General features: G+C 72.2%; 20 protein-coding genes. 14 read left to right on the forward strand and 6 right to left on the reverse strand.

Annotated features, from left to right (window positions below; translation table 11 throughout):
• Window positions 1-122 precede the first annotated feature (122 nt).
• The 8 genes from ADK52_RS23655 (at window position 123) to ADK52_RS23685 (ending at window position 6857) form a co-directional block, all read left to right on the forward strand.
• Window positions 123-776: an HAD family hydrolase gene (locus ADK52_RS23655; RefSeq protein ID WP_053691849.1), complete on the forward strand. Its 654-nt coding sequence runs from the start codon at window positions 123-125 to the stop codon at window positions 774-776.
• A 43-nt stretch (window positions 777-819) separates the two neighbouring features.
• The gene (locus tag ADK52_RS23660; protein WP_053691850.1) at window positions 820-2064 is read left to right on the forward strand and encodes an MFS transporter; all 1245 of its coding nucleotides are present in this window, start codon (window positions 820-822) and stop codon (window positions 2062-2064) included.
• Complete coding sequence (locus ADK52_RS23665) at window positions 2036-3184, forward strand: acetoin utilization protein AcuC (RefSeq protein ID WP_053691897.1); 1149 nt, start codon at window positions 2036-2038, stop codon at window positions 3182-3184. Before ADK52_RS23660 ends, ADK52_RS23665 begins: the two co-directional genes overlap by 29 nt.
• Before the next feature lie 91 nt (window positions 3185-3275).
• Complete coding sequence (locus ADK52_RS23670; RefSeq protein ID WP_053691898.1) at window positions 3276-4106, forward strand: phosphatase; 831 nt, start codon at window positions 3276-3278, stop codon at window positions 4104-4106.
• Between the two features lie 113 nt (window positions 4107-4219).
• Window positions 4220-4429 carry a helix-turn-helix domain-containing protein gene (locus ADK52_RS23675; protein WP_158708561.1) on the forward strand — a complete coding sequence of 70 codons (210 nt, stop codon included), beginning with the start codon at window positions 4220-4222 and terminating at the stop codon, window positions 4427-4429.
• Window positions 4430-4569: 140 nt separating this feature from the next.
• Entirely contained in the window at window positions 4570-4668 is a 99-nt protein-coding gene (locus tag ADK52_RS40440) for a 30S ribosomal protein bS22 (RefSeq protein ID WP_003948845.1), read from the forward strand.
• A gap of 93 nt (window positions 4669-4761) precedes the next feature.
• Window positions 4762-5856, forward strand: a complete 1095-nt coding sequence (locus ADK52_RS23680; protein WP_053691851.1) for an NAD-dependent epimerase/dehydratase family protein — start codon at window positions 4762-4764, stop codon at window positions 5854-5856.
• The gene (locus ADK52_RS23685; RefSeq protein ID WP_053691852.1) at window positions 5856-6857 is read left to right on the forward strand and encodes a lysophospholipid acyltransferase family protein; all 1002 of its coding nucleotides are present in this window, start codon (window positions 5856-5858) and stop codon (window positions 6855-6857) included. The genes ADK52_RS23680 and ADK52_RS23685 overlap by 1 nt, the downstream gene beginning before the upstream one ends.
• Window positions 6858-6930: 73 nt before the next feature.
• On the opposite strand, the gene ADK52_RS23690 is transcribed toward ADK52_RS23685, so the two are convergent.
• From ADK52_RS23690 to ADK52_RS23700, 3 genes are all read right to left on the reverse strand, one after another.
• Window positions 6931-8130 (reverse strand): DUF5667 domain-containing protein, encoded by a 1200-nt coding sequence (locus tag ADK52_RS23690; RefSeq protein ID WP_053691853.1) that lies wholly within the window; start codon window positions 8128-8130, stop codon window positions 6931-6933.
• 289 nt (window positions 8131-8419) lie between these two features.
• Entirely contained in the window at window positions 8420-9235 is an 816-nt protein-coding gene (locus ADK52_RS23695) for an ECF subfamily RNA polymerase sigma factor, BldN family (RefSeq protein WP_053691854.1), read from the reverse strand.
• A gap of 408 nt (window positions 9236-9643) precedes the next feature.
• Window positions 9644-10678, reverse strand: a complete 1035-nt coding sequence (locus ADK52_RS23700) for an HAD family hydrolase (protein ID WP_063783921.1) — start codon at window positions 10676-10678, stop codon at window positions 9644-9646.
• A 107-nt stretch (window positions 10679-10785) separates the two neighbouring features.
• On the opposite strand from ADK52_RS23700, the gene ADK52_RS23705 reads away from it, so the two are divergent.
• The 6 genes from ADK52_RS23705 (at window position 10786) to hemB (ending at window position 17698) form a co-directional block, all read left to right on the forward strand.
• On the forward strand, window positions 10786-11064 hold the full coding sequence (locus tag ADK52_RS23705) for a glutaredoxin family protein (protein WP_053691855.1): 279 nt from the start codon (window positions 10786-10788) through the stop codon (window positions 11062-11064).
• 273 nt (window positions 11065-11337) lie between these two features.
• The gene (locus ADK52_RS23710) at window positions 11338-12180 is read left to right on the forward strand and encodes a redox-sensing transcriptional repressor Rex (RefSeq protein ID WP_053691856.1); all 843 of its coding nucleotides are present in this window, start codon (window positions 11338-11340) and stop codon (window positions 12178-12180) included.
• The gene (locus tag ADK52_RS23715; protein ID WP_053691857.1) at window positions 12177-13898 is read left to right on the forward strand and encodes a glutamyl-tRNA reductase; all 1722 of its coding nucleotides are present in this window, start codon (window positions 12177-12179) and stop codon (window positions 13896-13898) included. Before ADK52_RS23710 ends, ADK52_RS23715 begins: the two co-directional genes overlap by 4 nt.
• Window positions 13895-14863 carry a hydroxymethylbilane synthase gene (gene hemC / locus ADK52_RS23720; protein ID WP_053691858.1) on the forward strand — a complete coding sequence of 323 codons (969 nt, stop codon included), beginning with the start codon at window positions 13895-13897 and terminating at the stop codon, window positions 14861-14863. The genes ADK52_RS23715 and hemC overlap by 4 nt, the downstream gene beginning before the upstream one ends.
• On the forward strand, window positions 14860-16536 hold the full coding sequence (locus tag ADK52_RS23725) for a uroporphyrinogen-III synthase (RefSeq protein WP_053691859.1): 1677 nt from the start codon (window positions 14860-14862) through the stop codon (window positions 16534-16536). Before hemC ends, ADK52_RS23725 begins: the two co-directional genes overlap by 4 nt.
• A 160-nt stretch (window positions 16537-16696) precedes the next feature.
• On the forward strand, window positions 16697-17698 hold the full coding sequence (gene hemB / locus ADK52_RS23730) for a porphobilinogen synthase (protein WP_053691860.1): 1002 nt from the start codon (window positions 16697-16699) through the stop codon (window positions 17696-17698).
• A gap of 108 nt (window positions 17699-17806) precedes the next feature.
• Here the strand turns inward: hemB and ADK52_RS23735 are convergent, their stop codons facing one another.
• From ADK52_RS23735 to ADK52_RS23745, 3 genes are read right to left on the reverse strand one after another with little or no spacing between them, the layout of a single operon-like run.
• On the reverse strand, window positions 17807-18157 hold the full coding sequence (locus ADK52_RS23735; RefSeq protein WP_053691861.1) for a hypothetical protein: 351 nt from the start codon (window positions 18155-18157) through the stop codon (window positions 17807-17809).
• Entirely contained in the window at window positions 18154-18738 is a 585-nt protein-coding gene (locus ADK52_RS23740) for a serine O-acetyltransferase (protein ID WP_182508586.1), read from the reverse strand. The genes ADK52_RS23735 and ADK52_RS23740 overlap by 4 nt, the downstream gene beginning before the upstream one ends.
• A complete protein-coding gene (locus ADK52_RS23745; RefSeq protein WP_053691862.1) occupies window positions 18735-19724 on the reverse strand; it encodes an isopenicillin N synthase family dioxygenase in 990 nt (329 codons plus the stop codon). Before ADK52_RS23745 ends, ADK52_RS23740 begins: the two co-directional genes overlap by 4 nt.
• Window positions 19725-19752 lie beyond the last annotated feature (28 nt).

Here is a 19752-nt window from a genome sequence, read left to right on the forward strand (position 1 = left end):
GCAGGGGGGACCCTGTGGGAGAGTAGGACGCCGCCGAACAATCATTGTAGAAAGCCCCGTACCGGGTATCCGGTACGGGGCTTTTCTGCGTTTACGGCCATCTTTTGCGTAGGGTCGGGGCCATGGGCTACGACCTCGTCATCTTCGACAACGACGGCGTACTGGTGGACAGCGAGCCGGTCGCCAACACGATCCTCGCCGGGTACCTCACCGAGTTGGGGTACCCCACCTCGTACGAGGACTCGATCCGCGACTACATGGGTGCCGCCGTGCACCGGGTGCACGACCTCGTGTTCGAGCGGACCGGGGAGCGGCTGCCCGCCGAGTTCGACGCGACCCTGCACGCGCGGACCTTCGCCGCGTTCGAGCGGGAGCTGACGCCGGTGGCCGGCGCCGTGGACGTGCTCGGCACGCTGACCGCGCACGGGGTGCCGTACTGCCTGGCCTCCTCCGGGAGTCACGAGCGGATCCGGGTCGGACACCGGGCGGCCGGCCTCGACGGGTGGTTCGAGGAGGAGTGGATCTTCAGCTCGCAGGACGTGGGGAAGGGCAAGCCGGCCCCCGACCTGTTCCTGCACGCGGCTCGTTCCATGGGCGTCGAGCCCGCGCGGTGCGTGGTGGTCGAGGACAGCCCGCTCGGGGTGCGGGCGGCCCTCGCCGCGGGGATGGACGTGTACGGGTTCACCGCGATGACGCCCGCCGAGCGGCTGGCCGGGGCCACCGGTGTCTTCGGGGAGATGAAAGAGCTGACGGGGCTTCTGGAACTCCCTGCGTGATCTCTCTACCCACGGGTAGCCCGCGGGCCTACGCTGTGCCGCCATGACAGAAGACGTACGGCTGCGCCGGGGGCGGGGCTCCCTGGGGTTCAGCTTCTTCGTGCAGGGCGTGACCTTCGCCCTCCTCGTGACGCGGATCCCCGCCATCCAGGACCGGTACGGGATATCCGACGGGCTGCTGCCCGCCTTCCTGGCCGCCGTGCCGATCCTCGCCGGGGTCTCCAGCGTCGCCACCGAGCACCTGGTGAAGCGGGTCGGGCCGGCCACCGTACTGCGGTGGGCGCAGCCGCTCGTCCTGCTCGCCCTGCTGGGCGTCGGGGCAGGCACGCAGCTGTGGCACGCGGCGCTGGCGCTGGGGGCGTTCGGGCTGTCGGTCGGTGCGCTCGACGCGTCGATGAACATGCTCGGCGTCAGCCTGCAGCGGGCGTACGGGCGCAGCATCATGCTCGGCTTCCACGCCGCGTACAGCCTGGGCGGGATCGTCGGGGCGTCCGCGGCCTGGGCCGGGGCGCACTGGCACCTGTCGCTGTTCACCTCGTACCTGCCGGCCGTGGTGGTGCTGCTGCCGCTCGCGTTCTACGGGAGCCGGTTCTACGTCGACCAGCAGGACGCCAAGGACGCCAAGGACGCCGAGGACGCCGTCGCGGAGAAGGGGCTCGGGGTCGGCGGGTTCCGGCTGCTGCTGCCGCTGTGCCTGGTGATGGCGTGTGCGTACATCGGGGATTCGACCGTCTCGAACTGGAGCGCCAAGTACCTCCAGGACGTGCTGGGGAGCTCGGAGCAGCTGGCGACGGTTCCGTACAACGTGTACATGGTGACCACGCTGATCGGGCGGGCCGTCGGGGACCTCGGCGTGCGGCGCTTCGGGGCGGTGGCCGTCGTACGGATCGGGACGGTGGTCGCGGCCGGCGGGTTCGCGGTGGTGGCGGCCGCGCCCGGGGCGTGGACGGGGATGCTCGGGTTCACGCTGCTGGGGATCGGGCTGTGCGTGATCGTGCCGCAGACGTTCGCCGCGGCCGGGCGCCTCTTCCCTTCCGCCTCCGACACCGCCATCGCGCGGCTGAACATCTTCAACTACGTCGGCTTCCTGATCGGGTCGCCGCTCGTCGGCGGGATCGGGGACGCCTGGAGCTACCGGGGCGCGATGCTCGTGCCGATGGCGCTGGTCCTCGTGACGCTCTTCCACGCCCGCTCGTTCGGTGCGGAGGTCGCCCGATACGGTGTCGGGCATGAGCGGCGAGCCGGTGACCGGGCTGTTGATGTGGGACGAAGCGGTAACGAGGTATGACTTCGGACCGAGCCATCCGATGGATCCGGTGCGCCTTGCGCTGACCATGGGCCTGGTACGCGCCTTCGGGCTGGACCGGGAGATGGAGGTACGGGCGGCCCGCGCGGCCGGGGACTCCACGCTGCGGCTGGTCCACCGGGAAGACTACGTGGCCGCGGTGCGCGAGGTGTCGGCGGACCCGGGGGTGGCCGACGGGTCCTACGGGCTGGGGACGATGGACGATCCGGCCTTCCACGGGATGCACGAGGCCTCCGCGCTGATCGCGGGGCAGTCGGTGGCGGCGGCGGAGGCGGTCTGGCACGGGGAGGCCGAGCACGCGGTGAACTTCGCGGGCGGGCTGCACCACGCGATGCCGGGCGGGGCGGCCGGGTTCTGCGTCTACAACGACGCGGCGCTGGCGATCGCGCGGCTGCTGGAGCTGGGGGCCGAGCGGGTCGCGTACGTGGATGTGGACGTGCACCACGGTGACGGGGTCCAGACGGTGTTCTGGGACGACCCCCGGGTGCTGACGATCTCGCTGCACGAGCATCCGCGCACGCTGTTCCCGCAGACCGGCTGGCCGGAGGAGACGGGCGGGCCGGCCGCGGAGGGGTCGGCGGTGAACGTGGCGCTGCCGGCCGGGACCGGGGACGAGGGGTGGCTGCGGGCCTTCCACGCGACGGTGCCCGAGCTGCTGGAGGAGTTCCGGCCACAGGTGCTGGTGACCCAGCACGGCGCGGACACGCATTTCGAGGACCCGCTCGCGCATCTGGCGGTGTCACTGGACGCGCAGCGGGCGGTGCAGGAGGCCTGTCACCGGCTCGCCCACGAGTACGCGGGGGGCAGGTGGGTGGCGCTGGGCGGCGGTGGGTACGCGGTCGTGGACGTCGTACCGCGGTCGTGGACGCATCTGGTGGGGATCGCGGCGCACAAGCCGGTCGATCCGCGGGCGGCGGTGCCGGACGCGTGGCGGGACGAGGTGTACGCGCGGACGCGGCAGCCGGCGCCGGCCCGGATGACGGACGGGCGGACGGTGGCGTGGCGGGACTGGGAGGCGGGCTACGATCCGGCCGACCGGATCGATCAGGCCGTTCTGGCGACCCGGCGCGCGGTGTTCCCGTTGCGTGGTCTGCTCACGTAGGGCCTGGGCCGGGCGATGCATCGTTACGCCAACGGTGGGGCTGTTGCCGGGAATTGATGATCGGTCCGGTGGTGTGCGGCAGCATCGGAGGGTGTTGAGCACCGGCGCGCTGCGTGCGCATCTGCTGGCCGCCCGGTTGGCCGGGCCTGTCGCCACGTCACGGGAGGAGAGCCTGCGCAGCTACCGGTTGTTCGCGGCGCGGGATCCGCGGGTGCTGCTGGGGCTGGATCCGGACCGGGGCTGGGGCGAGGGTGACCTGCTGAGGCTGATGGCGGACAAGTGCGGGGTCTCGGCGGATCCGGCGCACGTCAGAGGGCCGGACGTGATCGATCCGGAGCTGACGCTGGCGGGTCTGGAGGCGTTCGCGGAGCGGCTGCGCGAGGCGGCAGGGGCCCGGTCGCCCGTGCTGTTCGGGACGGGGCATCCTCACCGTCTCCTGGGGTTCTACGCCAGTTTGGCGCGGGCCCTGTCGGCGGCGGGATGTGTTGTGCTCACTCCGGCGCAGGGGGTCCGTGTCGACATGGCGACCCGGTTCGGCGTACGCAGGCACAGCATCGATTACGTACGGGGAGTCGCGTTGGTGCGGGAACCCGGCGCGCGGCCGCCGGGGAGTGCCACCGGCGTGCACACCCATTCACCCCTGCCGGTTCGGATCGCGCTGGGGGCCCTCGCGGACGCCGGCGGGCCCTTGCCGGAATTGGTGGTGGGGGATCACGGGTGGGTCTGCGGCGCAGGTCAGCTCGGTGTGGCGGCGATCGGGCTGGCGGATACGGACGACCCGGCGCTGTTCGTCGGAGAGGCGGAGGGGCGCGTGGCGGTGGCCGTTCCGCTTGATGACGCGGTGCGTGCGGACTACTACGGACCACTGATTCGCTATGTACTCGATCGGGCGAGACTGCCGGGTGCGCAGGAGTGGCCGTAGCTCCTCTTCCCCACTCGTATCACACGCCCCTACTCTGGGAGTGAGCGTGCGACGACGAGGAGTAACCGGAGGGGAAGCCGGTGCCCGTCATGCGCGGAAGGTCAAGGTGTGTCATGGCTGCTGGCGAGAGGCCTCTCAGCGAGGTCGTGTTCCTGACCGTGGCAGAGGTTGCCTCGGTGATGCGAGTGTCGAAGATGACCGTGTACCGCTTGGTGCATAACGGTCATCTGCCCGCAATCCGGGTGGGCCGGTCCTTCCGGGTCCCCGAAAACGCGGTTCACGAGTACCTCCGAGAGTCCTATGTGGGGGTGGAGTCGGCCTGAGATTGACCCGCGGTGTCCCTCGGATTACGGGCTCGGAGCTCGGGCGGGTAGGCTAGGCCGACGTAGGTCGTGTGGGCCCAGACGCCCCGCACCGATCTCCGCTAGCGCGGAGATGTTCCGAGAAGTGAGCGAGGGTAGTCGTGGGCTCTGTTATCAAGAAGCGGCGCAAGCGGATGGCTAAGAAGAAGCACCGCAAGCTGCTCAAGCGCACCCGCGTCCAGCGCCGTAACAAGAAGTAAACGGCAGCTGTACGTGTTCTCCGCAGCCCCTCCACCAGACTTTGGTGGAGGGGCTGCGGTGTAGCCGGGGACGACGAGGAAGGCGCGGAGCTCGTGGGGAAGGTCGTGCTCGTAACCGGGGCTGCCCGGCAGCTGGGGGGCCGCTTCGTGCGGCGCGTCCAGCGTGATCCCGAGGTCGATCGGGTCATCGCGGTCGACGCGGTGGCGCCGCCGCACCGGCTCGGGTCGGCGGAGTTCATCCGTACGGACATCAGGCAGTCGTCCATCGCCCGGGTGCTCGCCGAGCACGCCGTGGACACGGTGGTCCATCTCGCCGTGACCGGGGGCGGCTCGGGCGCGGGCGGCACGGGCAGTGCCGTCAAGGAGACCAACGTCATCGGCACGATGCAGCTGCTCGGTGCCTGCCAGAAGTCGCCGACGGTACGGCGGCTCGTGGTGAAGTCCAGTACCAGCGTGTACGGGGGCGCCTCGCGGGATCCGGCCGTTTTCACGGAGACCACGCAGCCCAAGTCGCTGCCCGCGGGCGGCTTCGCCAAGGACGCGGTCGAGGTCGAGTCGTACGTACGGGGCTTCGCGCGCAGGCGGCCGGACGTGGCGGTGTGCGTGCTGCGCTTCGCGAACATCCTGGGGCCGTACGCGGACTCCGCGCTCGCCGAGTACTTCTCGATGTCGGTGATGCCGACGGTGCTGGGGTACGACCCGCGGCTCCAGTTCGTCCACGAGGACGACGTCATGGAGGTGCTGCGGCTGGCGGCGGGGGAGCCCCAGCGCGGGACGCTGAACAGCGGGACCTTCAACATCGCGGGGGACGGGGTGCTGCTGCTGTCGCAGTGCGCGCGCCGGCTGGGGCGGCCGACGGTGCCGCTGCTGCTGCCCGCGGTGACATGGGTGGGGTCGGCGCTGCGGGCGGTGGGGGTCACCGATTTCTCGCCGGAGCAGATCAGACTGCTGACGCACGGGCGGGTCGTGGAGACGTCCCAGATGCGGGAGGTGCTGGGATTCAAGCCCATGTACACGACCGCCGAGACGTTCGCCGATTTCGCGCGCAGCCGGGGGAAGGGGCTGCTGCCGCCGGAGCAGGCGGGGCAGGTCGTGGACCGGGTCGCCGCCGCGCTGAAGGTGAACAGCGTGAACGTGGACACCCTGAACGTCGAGGTTGCCGGAGCCGAAGAGGGAGCGCAGCGATAGTGGCGGACGCCAAGGTCATTCCGTTCGACGAGGACCGGCCGCGCCGGCGGGGCGCCGGGACCCGCAGGGTGCGGGCGGTGCCCGCTCAGGGTGCGGCGGTGGAGGCCGTGGAGGCCGTGGAGCCGGCCGTGGCGGAGCCCGCTGCCGCGGAGTCCGGCGGGGCCGCCTGGGACCGGCGGATCGCCGGAGGGCTGGCGTTCCTGCGGCGCCGGGTCACCGGGGACTACGAGGTCGACGAGTTCGGCTACGACAAGGAGCTGACGGACCAGGTCCTGATGTCCATGATGCGGCCGCTGTTCGACAAGTACTTCCGGGTCGAGGTCAAGGGCATCGAGAACATCCCGGCCGAGGGCGGCGCGCTGATCGTGGCGAACCACTCCGGGACGCTGCCGCTGGACGGGCTGATGATGCAGGTGGCGGTCCACGACCACCACCCGGCGCAGCGGCACCTGCGGCTGCTGGCGGCGGACCTGGTGTTCATGCTGCCGGTGGTGAACGAGCTGGCGCGCAAGGCCGGGCACACGCTGGCGTGCTCGGAGGACGCGCAGCGGCTGCTGGAGGCCGGGGAGCTGGTCGGGGTCATGCCGGAGGGCTTCAAGGGGATAGGGAAGCCGTTCGGAGACCGGTACAAGCTGCAGCGGTTCGGCCGGGGCGGGTTCGTGTCGACGGCGCTGCGGGCGGGGACGCCGATCGTGCCGTGCTCGATCGTGGGGGCGGAGGAGATCTACCCGATGGTCGGCAACGCGAAGACGGTGGCCCGGCTGTTGGGGATTCCGTACTTCCCGATCACGCCGACGTTCCCGTGGCTGGGGCCGCTGGGGGCGGTGCCGCTGCCGACGAAGTGGACGATCCAGTTCGGCGAGCCGATCGCGACGGACGGGTACCCGCCGGAGGCGGCGGAGGACCCGATGCTGATGTTCAACCTGACGGACGAGGTCCGCGAGCAGATCCAGCACACCCTCTACAAGCTGCTGGTGCAGCGGCGGTCCGTGTTCTTCTGAGGGTTCGCTCCCCCCGCGTGACGCGCAGGCTCTCAACCCCGGTCGGGGTTGAGGGCCTGCGGCCGTTCGCGTGTTACTCGGTGTCCTCCGCCTGGATGCCCAGGCCCGGGAGGAGGCCCGGGAGCAGGGGCGGGAGGGTGATCTCCGGTGCCACGCGCTCCGGGGAGGACGAGGGCGCCGGGGTGTTCTGGCCCGTGGGCGGGTGGAGGAGGTCCCCCGTGCCGCCCAGGAGGCCGCCGGGGGCCGGTGAGGGCTTGCCGCCGGCGGTCGCCGGCGGGGTGGGGCTGGCCGAGGGCCCGCCCGCCGCCGGTGTGCTCTGGTGCTGCCCGGCCGGAGTGCTCGGCTTGGCCGGGGCGCCGGTGCCGCCGCGGTTCTGCTCCGGGGGCTTCGGGAGCATGCTCTGCAGCGGCGCCACGTCATCGTCTATGGCCTGGAAGACCGATTCGACCTCCCCGCCCACGTCGGTGAGCTGCGCCGGGAGCTTCTCCCGGAGCCGGCCCCACGCGTCGCGGTGGGAGCGGGAGAAGGACGACAGGGTCTGGATCGGGCCGAGCGAGCCGTCCCGTTCGTAGGCCGCCTGGAGCAGCCGGTGGCCCTCGGCCGCGTCGTGCTTCATGCCCGCGAGGGCCCGGCGGATCGCTCCGAGCGACTCGTGGTCCAGCGCGCCCGACCGGCCGCGCTCCATCAGCCTGCGGGCTTCCGACAGGCGGTTGGAGGCCTGGTCGAGGTAGAGCTCGCCCCGGTCCGCGTCCTCGTCGGCCATGCCGAGCTTCAGGTCCTCCATGCCCCGCTTGACGGGGTAGAGGGAGTCACCGGGCAGGGCGTCCGTGCTGGCAGCGGCCACGCCGCTGAAGGCCCCCGCGGCCACACCCACGGTGAGGCCGCCCGCTGCGATGCCCTTGGACCAGCGGGAGCGGGGCCGCAATTTCCGGAGCGAGGTCGCCCGGTGGGCGCCGCGGCCGGTCCGCTGTTCGGGCACTTGAGGGTCCGAGGCGGCACCGCCCCCGGCCCTCTCTTCCATCACCATGGCCTCCATGGCGGCCACGAGCTGGGCTCGTTGCACCACTTTGACCTCGGGGTCCAGCACTGGGCGCGGCATACGTTCGCCGAGCGCGCTCGCCAGGGCCAACAACCGGTCGTGGTCGGCAGGTTCGGCAGGTGCCTCGGACTGCTCGGCCGCCGGGTCCGGTTCCGAAAGGTCGGATGGGGTCCGATCCTCCAGGGCCTGGGCGAAGGCGTTCGCCCGCCGGTGCGGAGTCACGTTCGCGATCACTGGCGGCACCTCCTCTCGTCATGACGATCGACTCCCCAAGGTGTCCGGAAGGTTGCCTGCCTTGAGCACATCCACACTTTCGAGTGAGCGGCTTCGGGCAGGGCTTGTCCACAGGGAGCCTGCATTCCGCACAACGAGCGGCGCGGCACTTGGGTTACGGACGAAGGATGATCGGACCACAGCGTCATCGAGGGGTCACCGGTTGTGTGGATTGTCAGGAGGGTCGGAAGGTGTGGGGGGCGTGGGGGGTCCGGGTGGTGCGCGGGTGTGGCGGTGCGCGGCGCGGAGGTCAGCGGGCGTCGTCCGGCAGCAGGCGGGCCAGGGTGCGGACCGCCCGGTACTGGAGCGTCTTGATGGCGCCCTCGTTCTTGCCCATCACCCGGGCGGTCTCGGCGACCGACAGGCCCTGGAGGAACCGCAGGGTCACGCACTCCTGCTGCTGGGGATTGAGCTTGCGCACGGCTTCCAGCAGGGCGGCGTTGGAGAGGGACTCCAGGACCGAGTCCTCGGGGGATCGTTCCACCTCGTTCGCGTCCAGCATCTCGCCCGTGGTCACTTCCAGGCGGAAGCGACTGGACTTGAAGTGGTCCGCGACCAGGTTGCGGGCGATCGTCACGAGCCAGGCGCCGAAATCGCGGCCCTGCCAGGTGAAGGTGGAGATACGGCGCAGCGCGCGCAGGAAGGTCTCACTGGTGAGGTCCTCCGCGGTCGCCTTGCCGCCGACGCGGTAGTAGATGTAGCGGTACACCGTGTCGCTGTACTGGTCGTACAGCCGGCCGAAGGCCTCGGCCTCGCCGGCCTGGGCTCGTTCGACCAGGTCCATCATGCGGGCCTGGTCGCTGTCCGCGGTGGGGCGGCGAGCGGCGGGTGCGCTCGTTCCGGTTGCGGCGGTGCCGGCTCCTCCTCCCGCGCGACCGCGTCTGCCCACCGTCGCTCCGCCGTCGGTCAGGGCATAGCAAGGACCGGCCGGGCCGAGGCCGGCAGGGACCGCGGCGGCGAAGGCGGGGACGGCGTACGCGGTGGGGACGAAGCCGCGCAGGTGGTCGAGGACCGTTGCGCGCAGCGTAGCCAGGCCCGAGGCGTCAACCCCGACAGGTGGGTACACGGGACTCCCAGAGGCAGAGCTTCCATCACGTGCAGTGCGGGACCGTTCACCCGTCGTGGCGACAGATGGCCGGTGGCATGCGTTTGAGGAGAATAACGCTTCGTACAGGCAGCGCTACACCCAGTTGCTCAAATCACCGATTCCGACACTTCTGTTGCGTGTCGAAGGCATATTCGGTCGCAATTGGTGATCGGTTCTTGATCGGTTGGGCGCGCGGAATGGACGCTTCCACGCTGGCTCGCGACCGAGTCGGGCATGCGTGAGTGCCGCGTGGGGCGCGGGGGTAGAGGTGGGGGAATGCCTGCCGCGCACCGGGCCGGGGGGACGCGAAAAGCCGCCCGGCGGGCGGCCGGACGGCTTCGGTGCAGGCGGCGGCCGGGTGGCGGCCCCGCGGTGGTGCGCCGCGGTCTACTTGCGGCGGCGGTGCAGGGCGATGGCGGCGGCCGCGCCGCCCGCGATCGCGCCGACCCCGGCGGCGGCCGGGACGCCGACCTTCACGGCCTTGCGGCCGGTCCGATAGTCGCGCAGGCGCCAGTCGTGTGCCCGGGCATGCTTGCGCAGTTTTGTGTCGGGATTGATCGCGTACGGATGCCCGACCAGCGACAGCATCGGAATGTCGTTGTGCGAATCGGAGTACGCGGCGCAGCGTTCGAGGTCGAGTCCCTCGGCGGCGGCCAGGGCGCGGACCGCTTCGGCCTTCGCGGGCCCGTGCAGCGGTTCGCCGACGAGCCGGCCGGTGTAGATGCCGTCGACGGACTCGGCGACCGTGCCGAGCGCCCCGGTCAGGCCGAGGCGGCGGGCGATGATCGTGGCGGTCTCCACGGGCGCCGCCGTGACGAGCCACACCTTCTGGCCGGCGTCGAGGTGGGCCTGGGCCAGGGCGCGGGTGCCCGGCCAGATCCGCTCGGCCATGTACTCGTCGTAGATCTCCTCGCCGATCGCCATGAGTTCGCAGACCTTGTGGCCCTTGACGATGGAGAGGGCGCTGTCGCGGGCGTCCTGCATGTGCTCGGGGTCCTCGACCCCGGCGAGCCGGAACCAGGCCTGCTGCCAGGCGAAGCGGGCGAGCTCGCGGCGGTGGAAGAACTCCCGCTTGTAGAGGCCGCGGCCGAAGTGGAAGATCGCGGCGCCCTGCATGACGGTGTTGTCGAGGTCGAAGAAGGCGGCGGCGAGGTCGTCGCCGGCGACGGGGAACTCGGGCTCGGCCCGTTCCGCTTCCTCGGCCTCGCGCTGGGCCGCCTCCGCCGCCTCGGCGGCCGCCCGGCCGGCGGCCTCCTCGGATTCGGCCGGTGGTCCGGCGTCCGCGTCGATGCCGTCGATGCCGTCGATGCCGTCGAGGGCCTGTGCGGTCTTGCGGGCGGCCTCGGCCGAGGCCTCGCCTGCCAGCACGCTCCGCGCGGTTGCGGAGCGCCTACGGGGGGTGAGCCATCCCAGAGCGGCCATGACGCGAGCATAGCCATTGTGTTCGGGAGTTCCCGAACCCGCGGGATGCCGGGGGCGTGAACTCTTCGGTGCCGTGGTGTTACGAGGCGGCGCGGGAGAATGGGGACATGAGTCCTTTGCTGCGTCGTAAGGAAAAGAAGCGTCCCGGCGAGCGGTTGGTGACGCTCATCGGGAAGCCGGGGTGCCATCTGTGCGATGACGCCCAGGAGGTGATCGAGGAGGTCTGCGCGGAAGTCGGAGCGCAGTGGGAGAAGAAGGACATCTCGCAGGACGAAGAGCTCTACCGGCTGCACTGGGAGCAGATCCCGGTGGTGCTCGTGGACGGCGAGCAGCACACCTTCTGGAGGGTGAACCCGGACCGGTTGCGCCGGGCGTTGGAGGCCTGAGTCTCCCGCCGGTTACCATCGTGGGCGATTTGTGGGGTCTCGGGGGCGTATCGATGAGGAGTGTGTACCGTTTTGCCCGGCTCGGGATTTGAACGGGTTCGGCGTGTTGTGGGTTCCCGTTCCGCACGCCCGGGCCGCGTGACCCCGGTCACTTTGCGCGGACAAAGCGGACACAATCTTTGTGCACGCGTTCACAAAGACATAGCCTGCATTCGACGGGGCGGTCTTGGGACAAGTGACCGCCTGCAGCCCCGCTCATCCCGCAGGAGCATCGTGGCAACTGGCCGAACTCACCGACCGGCGACCCGCAGCCGAGGTATTCCCGAGGCCACTGTCGCCCGGCTTCCGCTGTACTTGCGCGCACTCACCGCGCTCTCCGAGCGATCGGTGCCCACGGTGTCCTCCGAGGAGCTCGCGGCTGCGGCCGGAGTCAACTCCGCCAAGCTCCGCAAGGACTTCTCCTACCTGGGTTCGTACGGGACGCGCGGCGTCGGCTACGACGTCGAGTACCTCGTCTACCAGATCTCCCGCGAACTGGGCCTGACCCAGGACTGGCCGGTCGTGATCGTCGGCATCGGCAACCTCGGTGCGGCCCTCGCCAACTACGGCGGCTTCTCCGCGCGCGGGTTCCGCGTCGCGGCGCTCATCGACGCCGACCCCGCGATGGCCGGAAAGCCGGTCGCGGGCATGCCGGTGCAGCACACCGACGACCTCGAAAAGATCATCGAGGAGAACGGTGTGTCGATCGGCGTCATCGCGACCCCGGCGGGCGCGGCCCAGCAGGTGAGCGAGCGGCTGATCGCCGCCGGTGTCACCTCCATCCTGAACTTCGCGCCGACCGTGCTGTCGGTGCCGGACGGCGTGGACGTACGCAAGGTCGACCTGTCGATCGAGCTGCAGATCCTGGCCTTCCACGAGCAGCGCAAGGCGGGGGAGGAGGCGGCCGCGGCCGGCGCCGGTGCCCCCGTCCCCGACGACGCGGACCTTGCCGACGTCGCGGGCCCCGGTTCCGGTGCGGCCCCCGCCGCGGCCGTCGAGCCGCCGGCCGGGCGGGCCGCCGCCGTCGCGCGCAAGAACGGCCCCGAGGGCGACGTCCCGGCGGTGATGCCGGCATGAGTCTGCTCGTCGTAGGGCTGAGCCACCGCAGTGCGCCGGTGAGCGTGCTGGAGCGTGCCTCGCTGTCCGCCGATGCCAAGGTCAAACTGCTGCACGACACGCTGGCCGCGGAGCCGGCGACGGAGGCGGCGGTGCTCGCCACGTGCAACCGGATCGAGCTGTACGCGGACGTGGACAAGTTCCACGCCGGTGTCGCCGAGCTGTCGACGCTGCTCGCGCAGCACAGCGGGGTGGCGCTGGAGGAGCTCACCCCGTACCTCTACGTCCACTACGAGGACCGGGCCGTCCACCACCTGTTCTCGGTGGCGTGCGGGCTGGACTCGATGGTGGTCGGCGAGGGCCAGATCCTCGGGCAGATCAAGGACGCGCTGGCGCTGGGGCAGGAGCTCCACACGGCCGGGCGCCTGATCAACGACCTCTTCCAGCAGGCGCTGCGCGTCGGCAAGCGGGCGCACTCGGAGACCGGGATCGACCGGGCCGGGCAGTCGCTGGTGACGTTCGGGCTGGAGCAGCTCGCCGTGCACCTTCCGGTGGACGTGTGGGCCAAGGACAAGCGGGCCCTGGTGATCGGGGCCGGGTCGATGTCCTCGCTGGCGGCGGCGACGCTGGCGCGGGTCGGCGTGGCCGAGGTCGTGGTGGCGAACCGGACCGCCGAGCGGGCGGAGCGTTTGGCCGAGATTCTGGTTGCCTCGGGCACCGGGGTGGCGGCCAGGTCCGTTCCGATGGCGTCGGTGGTCGACGAGCTGACACGAGTCGATGTGGTGGTGTCCTGTACCGGGGCCACCGGGCTGGTGCTGACCGGCGAGGACGTCGCGGCCGCTGTGGAGGGCCCCGCAGGGCTCGTCCCCTCTCCGTTCCTTCCCGGTTCCCCGGGGCTCGGTGCCCAGGCCCCCGCGCCTCACGCGCCGGCGGGGCCGGACGGGGCCGGTGCCGGGCTGGTTGACGCCGAGGTCGTGGCGCGGCTGGTGGCCGCCGCCGCGGCCGGGGTGCGGCTGGCCGACGGCGGGGTCGCGCGGACCATCGCGCCCCAGACCGGTGAGCGGGACGGGTGTCCCGTGGACGTGCCGGCCGGGGACGGGCGGGCCGCGCTCACCGGTGTCGACGCCAGCTCCCTCGAACTGCACGGCACCTGGGCCGACCAGGGCGAGGCCGCCGCGCAGCGGCAGCCCCGCAAGGGCGCGCGCAGCCAGGTCGACGTGGCACCCGTACGGCTGGCCCTGCTGGACCTGGCCATGCCGCGCGACATCGACGCCGCGGTGCACCGGATCCCGGGCGTGCGGCTCGTCGACATCGAGTCGCTCGCGGAGGCTTCGGCCGACGCGCCGATGGCGGCCGACGTGGACGCCGTACGCGGGATAGTCGCCGAAGAGGTGGCCGCGTTCGGCGCCGCGCAGCGGGCCGCGCACATCACGCCGACCGTCGTCGCCCTGCGGGCGATGGCCGCCGAGGTCGTGGCCATGGAAGTGGCGCGGCTCGACGGGCGGCTCCCGGACTTGGACGAACGGCAGCGGGCCGAGGTCACCCAGACCGTGCGCCGCGTCGTCGACAAGCTCCTCCACGCGCCGACGGTGCGCGTGAAGCAGCTCGCCAGCGAGCCCGGGGGCGCCGGGTACGCGGAGGCACTGCGCGAACTCTTCGATCTCGACCCGCAGACGGTGGCCTCCGTCAGCCGGGCGGATGCGGCAGACAAGAACGACGACTCAGGACGGGCATCATGAATCCACGTCTCGACCAGCCCCTGCGGCTGGGCACGCGACGCAGCAAGCTGGCCATGTCCCAGTCCGGCCATGTCGCCGACGCGGTACGGGCGATCACCGGCCGGCCCGTCGAGCTCGTGGAGATCACGACGTACGGTGACGTGTCCCGTGAGAACCTCGCGCAGATCGGCGGCACCGGCGTGTTCGTCACGGCGCTGCGCGACGCGCTGCTGCGCGGCGAGGTCGACTTCGCCGTCCACTCGCTGAAGGACCTGCCGACCGCGCAGCCCGAGGAGCTCGTGATCGCGGCCATGCCGCTGCGCGAGGACCCGCGCGACGCGCTCGTCGCCCGTGACGGGCTGACGTTCGAGCAGCTGCCCGACGGCGCCCGCATCGGTACCGGTTCGCCGCGCCGCACGGCGCAGCTGAACCACTACGCGCGCGCCCTCGGCAAGCGCATCGAGACGGTCGCCATCCGCGGGAACGTGGACACGCGGATCGGTTTCGTGCGCGACGGCGAGCTGGACGCCGTCGTCCTCGCCGCCGCCGGGCTGAACCGGATCGGCCGCGGTGACGAGGCGACCGACCTGCTGTCCGTGGACAGCGTGCTGCCGGCTCCGGGCCAGGGCGCCCTGGCCGTGGAGTGCCTCGCGTCCGACGCGGAGCTCATCGCCTCGCTCGCCGAGCTCGACGACCCGCACACCCGGGCCGCCGTGACCGCCGAGCGTTCCCTGCTCGCCGCCCTGGAGGCGGGCTGCAGCGCACCCGTGGGCGCGCTCGCCGATCTTCTGGCCGACGGCCAGGTTGTCAATGAAATGCGCCTGCGCGGCGTCGTCGGAACCCTCGACGGCTCGACGCTCGTGCAGCTGTCCACCACCGGTCCCGTGCCCCAGTCGTACGACGAGGCCATGGCGCTCGGCCGCGAACTCGCGGACGAGATGCTGGCCAAGGGCGCGGCCGGTCTGATGGGGGAGCGATCGCTTTGAACCCCTCACGTCCGACCACCTCCGCTTTTCCGGTCGTCGCCGCACACGGGCACGTCACCTTCCTCGGTGCCGGCCCCGGTGACCCGGGTCTGCTGACGCTCCGCGCCGTCGAGGCGCTCGCGGCCGCGGACGTACTGATCGCGGAGCCCGAGGTGCTCGAGGTCGTACGCACGCATGCGCGCGCGGGAGTGGACACGCCACAGCTGACGATTGCTGACGAAGTGTCAGCAGCCGCCGGTGTCCCGGTGATCCGAGATGCCGCCAATCTTGTCATGGAGGCCGCGCGCTCCGGCAGGCGGGTCGTCCGTGCCGTCACCGGCGACCCCGGGCTCGACGGCAACGCCGCCGAGGAGATGCTCGCCTGCGCGACCGACGGCATCCCCTTCGAGGTGGTGCCCGGTGTCGCGACCGCCGTCGGCGTGCCCGCGTACGCGGGTGTGCCGCTTCGGGGCGGCCGGGGCGACGCGGGCACGGACGTGCGCTTCGTGGACGCGCGCAACGCCTCCGCGCGCTGCTGGAGCGAGGTCGGCGCCAGCGACGGCACCCTCGTCGTCTCGGCGACGCTGGAGACCGTCGCGAGCGCTGCCGCCGAGCTGGTGTCCGCCGGCCGCAAGCCGGAGACCCCGCTCACGGTGACGGTCGCCGGTACGACGACCCGCCAGCGGACCTGGAACGCCACCCTCGGGAGCATCGCCCAGGTGTTCAAGCAGGGCAAGGTGCTCCCGTCGCCCGAGGGCGCCCGGCCGGTCATAGCCGTGGTCGGTGAGCAGGGCGCCGCCGCGCGGCGCGAGGAGCTGGCCTGGTTCGAGTCGAAGCCGCTGTTCGGCTGGCGGGTCCTCGTACCGCGCACGAAGGAGCAGGCCGCTTCGCTCTCCGACCAGCTGCGTTCGTACGGTGCGGTGCCGCACGAGGTGCCGACCATCGCCGTGGAGCCGCCGCGCACCCCGCAGCAGATGGAGCGGGCCGTGAAGGGGCTCGTCACCGGACGCTACGAGTGGATCGCCTTCACCAGCGTGAACGCGGTGAAGGCCGTCCGGGAGAAGTTCGAGGAGTACGGGCTCGACGCCCGGGCCTTCGCGGGCATCAAGGTCGCCGCCGTGGGCGAGCAGACCGCCGCCGCGCTGGTCGAGTTCGGCGTCAAGCCGGACCTGGTGCCGAGCGGCGAGCAGTCCGCGGCCGGGCTGCTGGAGGACTGGCCGCCGTACGACCCGGTCTTCGACCCGATCGACCGCGTCTTCCTGCCGCGGGCCGACATCGCGACCGAGACGCTGGTCGCGGGCCTGATAGAGCTCGGGTGGGAGGTCGACGACGTCACCGCCTACCGGACCGTGCGCGCGTCGCCGCCGCCGGCGGACACCCGCGAGGCGATCAAGGGCGGCGGCTTCGACGCCGTTCTCTTCACCTCGTCGAGCACCGTGCGGAACCTCGTGGGCATCGCGGGCAAGCCGCACAACGTCACCGTCATCGCCTGCATCGGGCCGGCCACGGCCAAGACGGCGGAGGAGCACGGCCTGCGGGTCGACGTCCTGTCGCCGGAGCCGAGCGTGGGCAAGCTGGCGGAGGCCCTGGCCGAGTACGGCGCGGCGCGCCGCGAGGCGGCCAAGGAGGCCGGCGAGTCGGTGTCCCGGCCGAGCGAGCGCCGGCCGGGGGCACGGCGCAGGCGCACCACCTGAGCGGTGGACTTCGGAGCAGGGGGCAGGGGCCCGGACGCCGAGCGTCCGGGCCCCGCCCGTATTCCGGGCCGGGCGGGCGGGCGGGTGGGGCGCGGGGCGCGGACGGGCACGGCCTACGCTGGATCCCGACTGTTCTCGAAGCTCGAAGAGGCGACTGAGTATGAGCGCGTACGGATCCTTCCCCGGCTCGCGGCCCCGCCGGCTGCGCACCACCCCGGCGATGCGGCGGATGGTCGCGGAGAACCGGCTGCACCCCTCGGACCTGATCCTGCCGGCCTTCGTGCGGGAGGGCATCAGCGAGCCCCTGGCCATCTCGGCCATGCCGGGCGTGGTCCAGCACACCCGTGACACGCTGCGCAAGGCCGCGGCCGAGGCCGTGGAGGCGGGGGTCGCGGGGATCATGCTGTTCGGCGTTCCGGCCGACGAGAACAAGGACGCGCTGGGCACGGCGGGCACCGAGCCGGACGGGATCCTGCAGCTCGCGATCCGCGACGTGAAGGCGGAGGTCGGCGACGACCTCGTCATCATGTCGGACCTGTGCCTGGACGAGTACACCGACCACGGGCACTGCGGGGTCCTGGACGCGAACGGGCGCGTCGACAACGACGCCACGCTGGAGCGGTACGCCGAGATGGCGCAGGTCCAGGCGGACGCGGGCGTCCACGTGGTGGGCCCCAGCGGGATGATGGACGGGCAGGTCGGCGTCATCCGCGACGCGCTCGACGAGACCGGGCACGAGGACGTCTCGATCCTCGCGTACACGGCGAAGTACACCTCGGCCTTCTACGGGCCGTTCCGCGAGGCCGTCGCCTCCTCGCTCCAGGGCGACCGCAAGACGTACCAGCAGGACCCGGCGAACGCGCGGGAGTCGCTGCGGGAGCTGGCGCTCGACCTGGAGGAGGGCGCGGACATGGTGATGGTCAAGCCGGCCGGCCCGTACCTGGACATCCTGTACCGGGTCGCGCAGGCGGTGGACGTCCCGGTGGCCGCGTACCAGATCAGCGGCGAGTTCGCGATGATCGAGGCGGCGGCGGAGAAGGGCTGGATCGAGCGCGACCGGGCGATCCTGGAGACCCTGATGGGCATCAAGCGGGCGGGCGCCGACACGATCCTCACGTACTGGGCGACCGAGGTCGCGGGCTGGCTGCGCGAGGCGCGCTGACGTCCCGGACGGGGGCGGGGGCCGGAGCCGGGCCGCGGCTGACCGGCCGCGGTCCTGGCTCCGGCCGCGGTCCTGGCTCCGGCCCCGGTCCTGGCTCCGGCCCCGGTCCTAGCCCCGGCCCCGTTCCTGGCCGCGGTCCCGGTCCTGGGCGCGGCGGTTCACCGACGCGAGCAGGGCCTGGGCCGAGGCGAGGGCGGCGGCGTCGCGCCCGTTTCCCGCGAGGCTGTACGTGATCTCGGCGAGCAGGACCGAGAGCCGGCCGTCGTTCACCCGGGCGAGCGGCTCGGAGCCCTCCCACACGGCGTCCCGTACGGCGTGCTCGGTGATGCAGCCGACCGGGTCGGAGGCGGTCAGCAGCCGCTGGGCGATGGTGCGTTCCAGGTCGGTGGGGACCCAGTCGCCCGTGTCGAGGTCCTTGGCGAGTTCGAGGGTGCGCTCACGGAGTGCGGTCGGCGTCATGAGGTGCTCCTTGAGGGGTGGGCGGCTGCTCGGACGGGGGAGAGGCGGATCGCCCTGCCGGGGGCGGGGAGGTCCCTGAGCACCAGCGAGTGGGCCCGGATCCGGTTGCCGGAGGCGATGGTGACCGGGCCGAGTACGGAGGCGCCGACGCCGATGAGGACGTCGTCGCCGATGACGGGGTGGCGGCGCACGCCGGGTTCGCCGGCGCGGGACCAGCCGCGCGATCCGAGGGTCACCCCGTGGTAGAGCGTCACGTCGTCGCCGACGCGGGCGGTCTCGCCGATGACCACGCCGAAGCCGTGGTCGATGAAGGCCCGCCGGCCGATCCGCGCACCGGCGTGGATCTCCATGCCGGAGAGCAGGCGGCCCGCGAGCGTGAGCAGTCCGGCGGCGAACCGGTGGTCGCGTACGTGGAGGCGGTGCGCGATCCGGTGGAGGGCCAGCCCGTGCCAGGGCGAGTGCAGCAGGGCGTCGCGGCGGCGCGGCCGGGAGGGGTCGCGGGCGACGACCGTGTCGAGGTCTTCGCGGATCTGTCCCAGGAGGGAGATCCGCCGCGGGGTCCCGCGCCCGGCGGCGGTCACGGCCGGCCCGCCGTGGCGTGCGGGGCGGACCGGGAGCGCCGGGAGCGCGGGGCGTGCTGGGCGTGTTGGGAGTCCAGCCGGTTGATCCGGTACATCGTGCGCTGGAACAGGTCCTGCGCGGTTAGGGCCGGGTACCGGTCGGGCTCGCCGTCCGCCGTGCAGCCGCGGAGCGTGGAGAGCACCGTCCACGGGGTGGGGTGGCAGAACTGCACGATGGAGAGCCGGCCGCCGCTCTGCCCGGGTGCGGCGACGACCCGGTGGACGGCGGCCCGGGCCCGGCCGCCGGTGAGCCGTTCCAGGACCATGCCGACGTTGAGGACGGTGTAGCCGTCGGGTGCCCGGACCGGGGTCCACTCGCCGTCGATGAGGACTTCGAGGCCGGCGGCGGTGGCCCGGGGCAGGGCGGTGATCAGGTCGAAGTCCTGGTGCTCCACCATCCATACGTGGTCGGCGGACGGCGCCCGCTCCATCGGCGGGTACCAGGTGGCGCGGTTGACGACGGGGCCGTCCTCCAGCATCTCCTCGAAGTAGCCGGGGGCCGCGCCGAGCGCCCCGGCCAGCCGGCGGACCACGTCGAGCTGGAACCGGGCCGTCCTCAGGTGGAGTTCGCCCAGCGCCGCGCCGATCCCGGGGACCAGGTGGTCGGGGAAGTACGGCTGCGGGTAGCGCGCCGGGTAGCGCTCGCGCAGCGGGTGGGCGGCGGGCAGCGGGGCACCCCAGTGGAACAGCTCCTTCCAGTCGGGGGTGCGGCCCTTCTCGCCCTGCTCGACCAGGGGTGGGAGGTACCCGGACTGCCCGTTGGAGCCGGTCACCCGGCAGTCCGCCTTGACCTCGGCGGGCAGTTCGAAGAACGCGCCGAGCATGGCGTACGCCTCGTCCAGCAGGCCCTCCGGCACCGTGTTGCGCACCAGGAAGAATCCGTCGCGCAGGGCGCTTCGGACGTGCTGGTCGTCGCCCCGGTGGTCGAGTGCGATCTCCTTGAGCATCTCCGGTCCCTCCTCTCTCTCCTCCCGC

Source organism: Streptomyces sp. WM6372 (genome assembly GCF_001279655.1).
GTDB lineage: Bacteria > Actinomycetota > Actinomycetes > Streptomycetales > Streptomycetaceae > Streptomyces.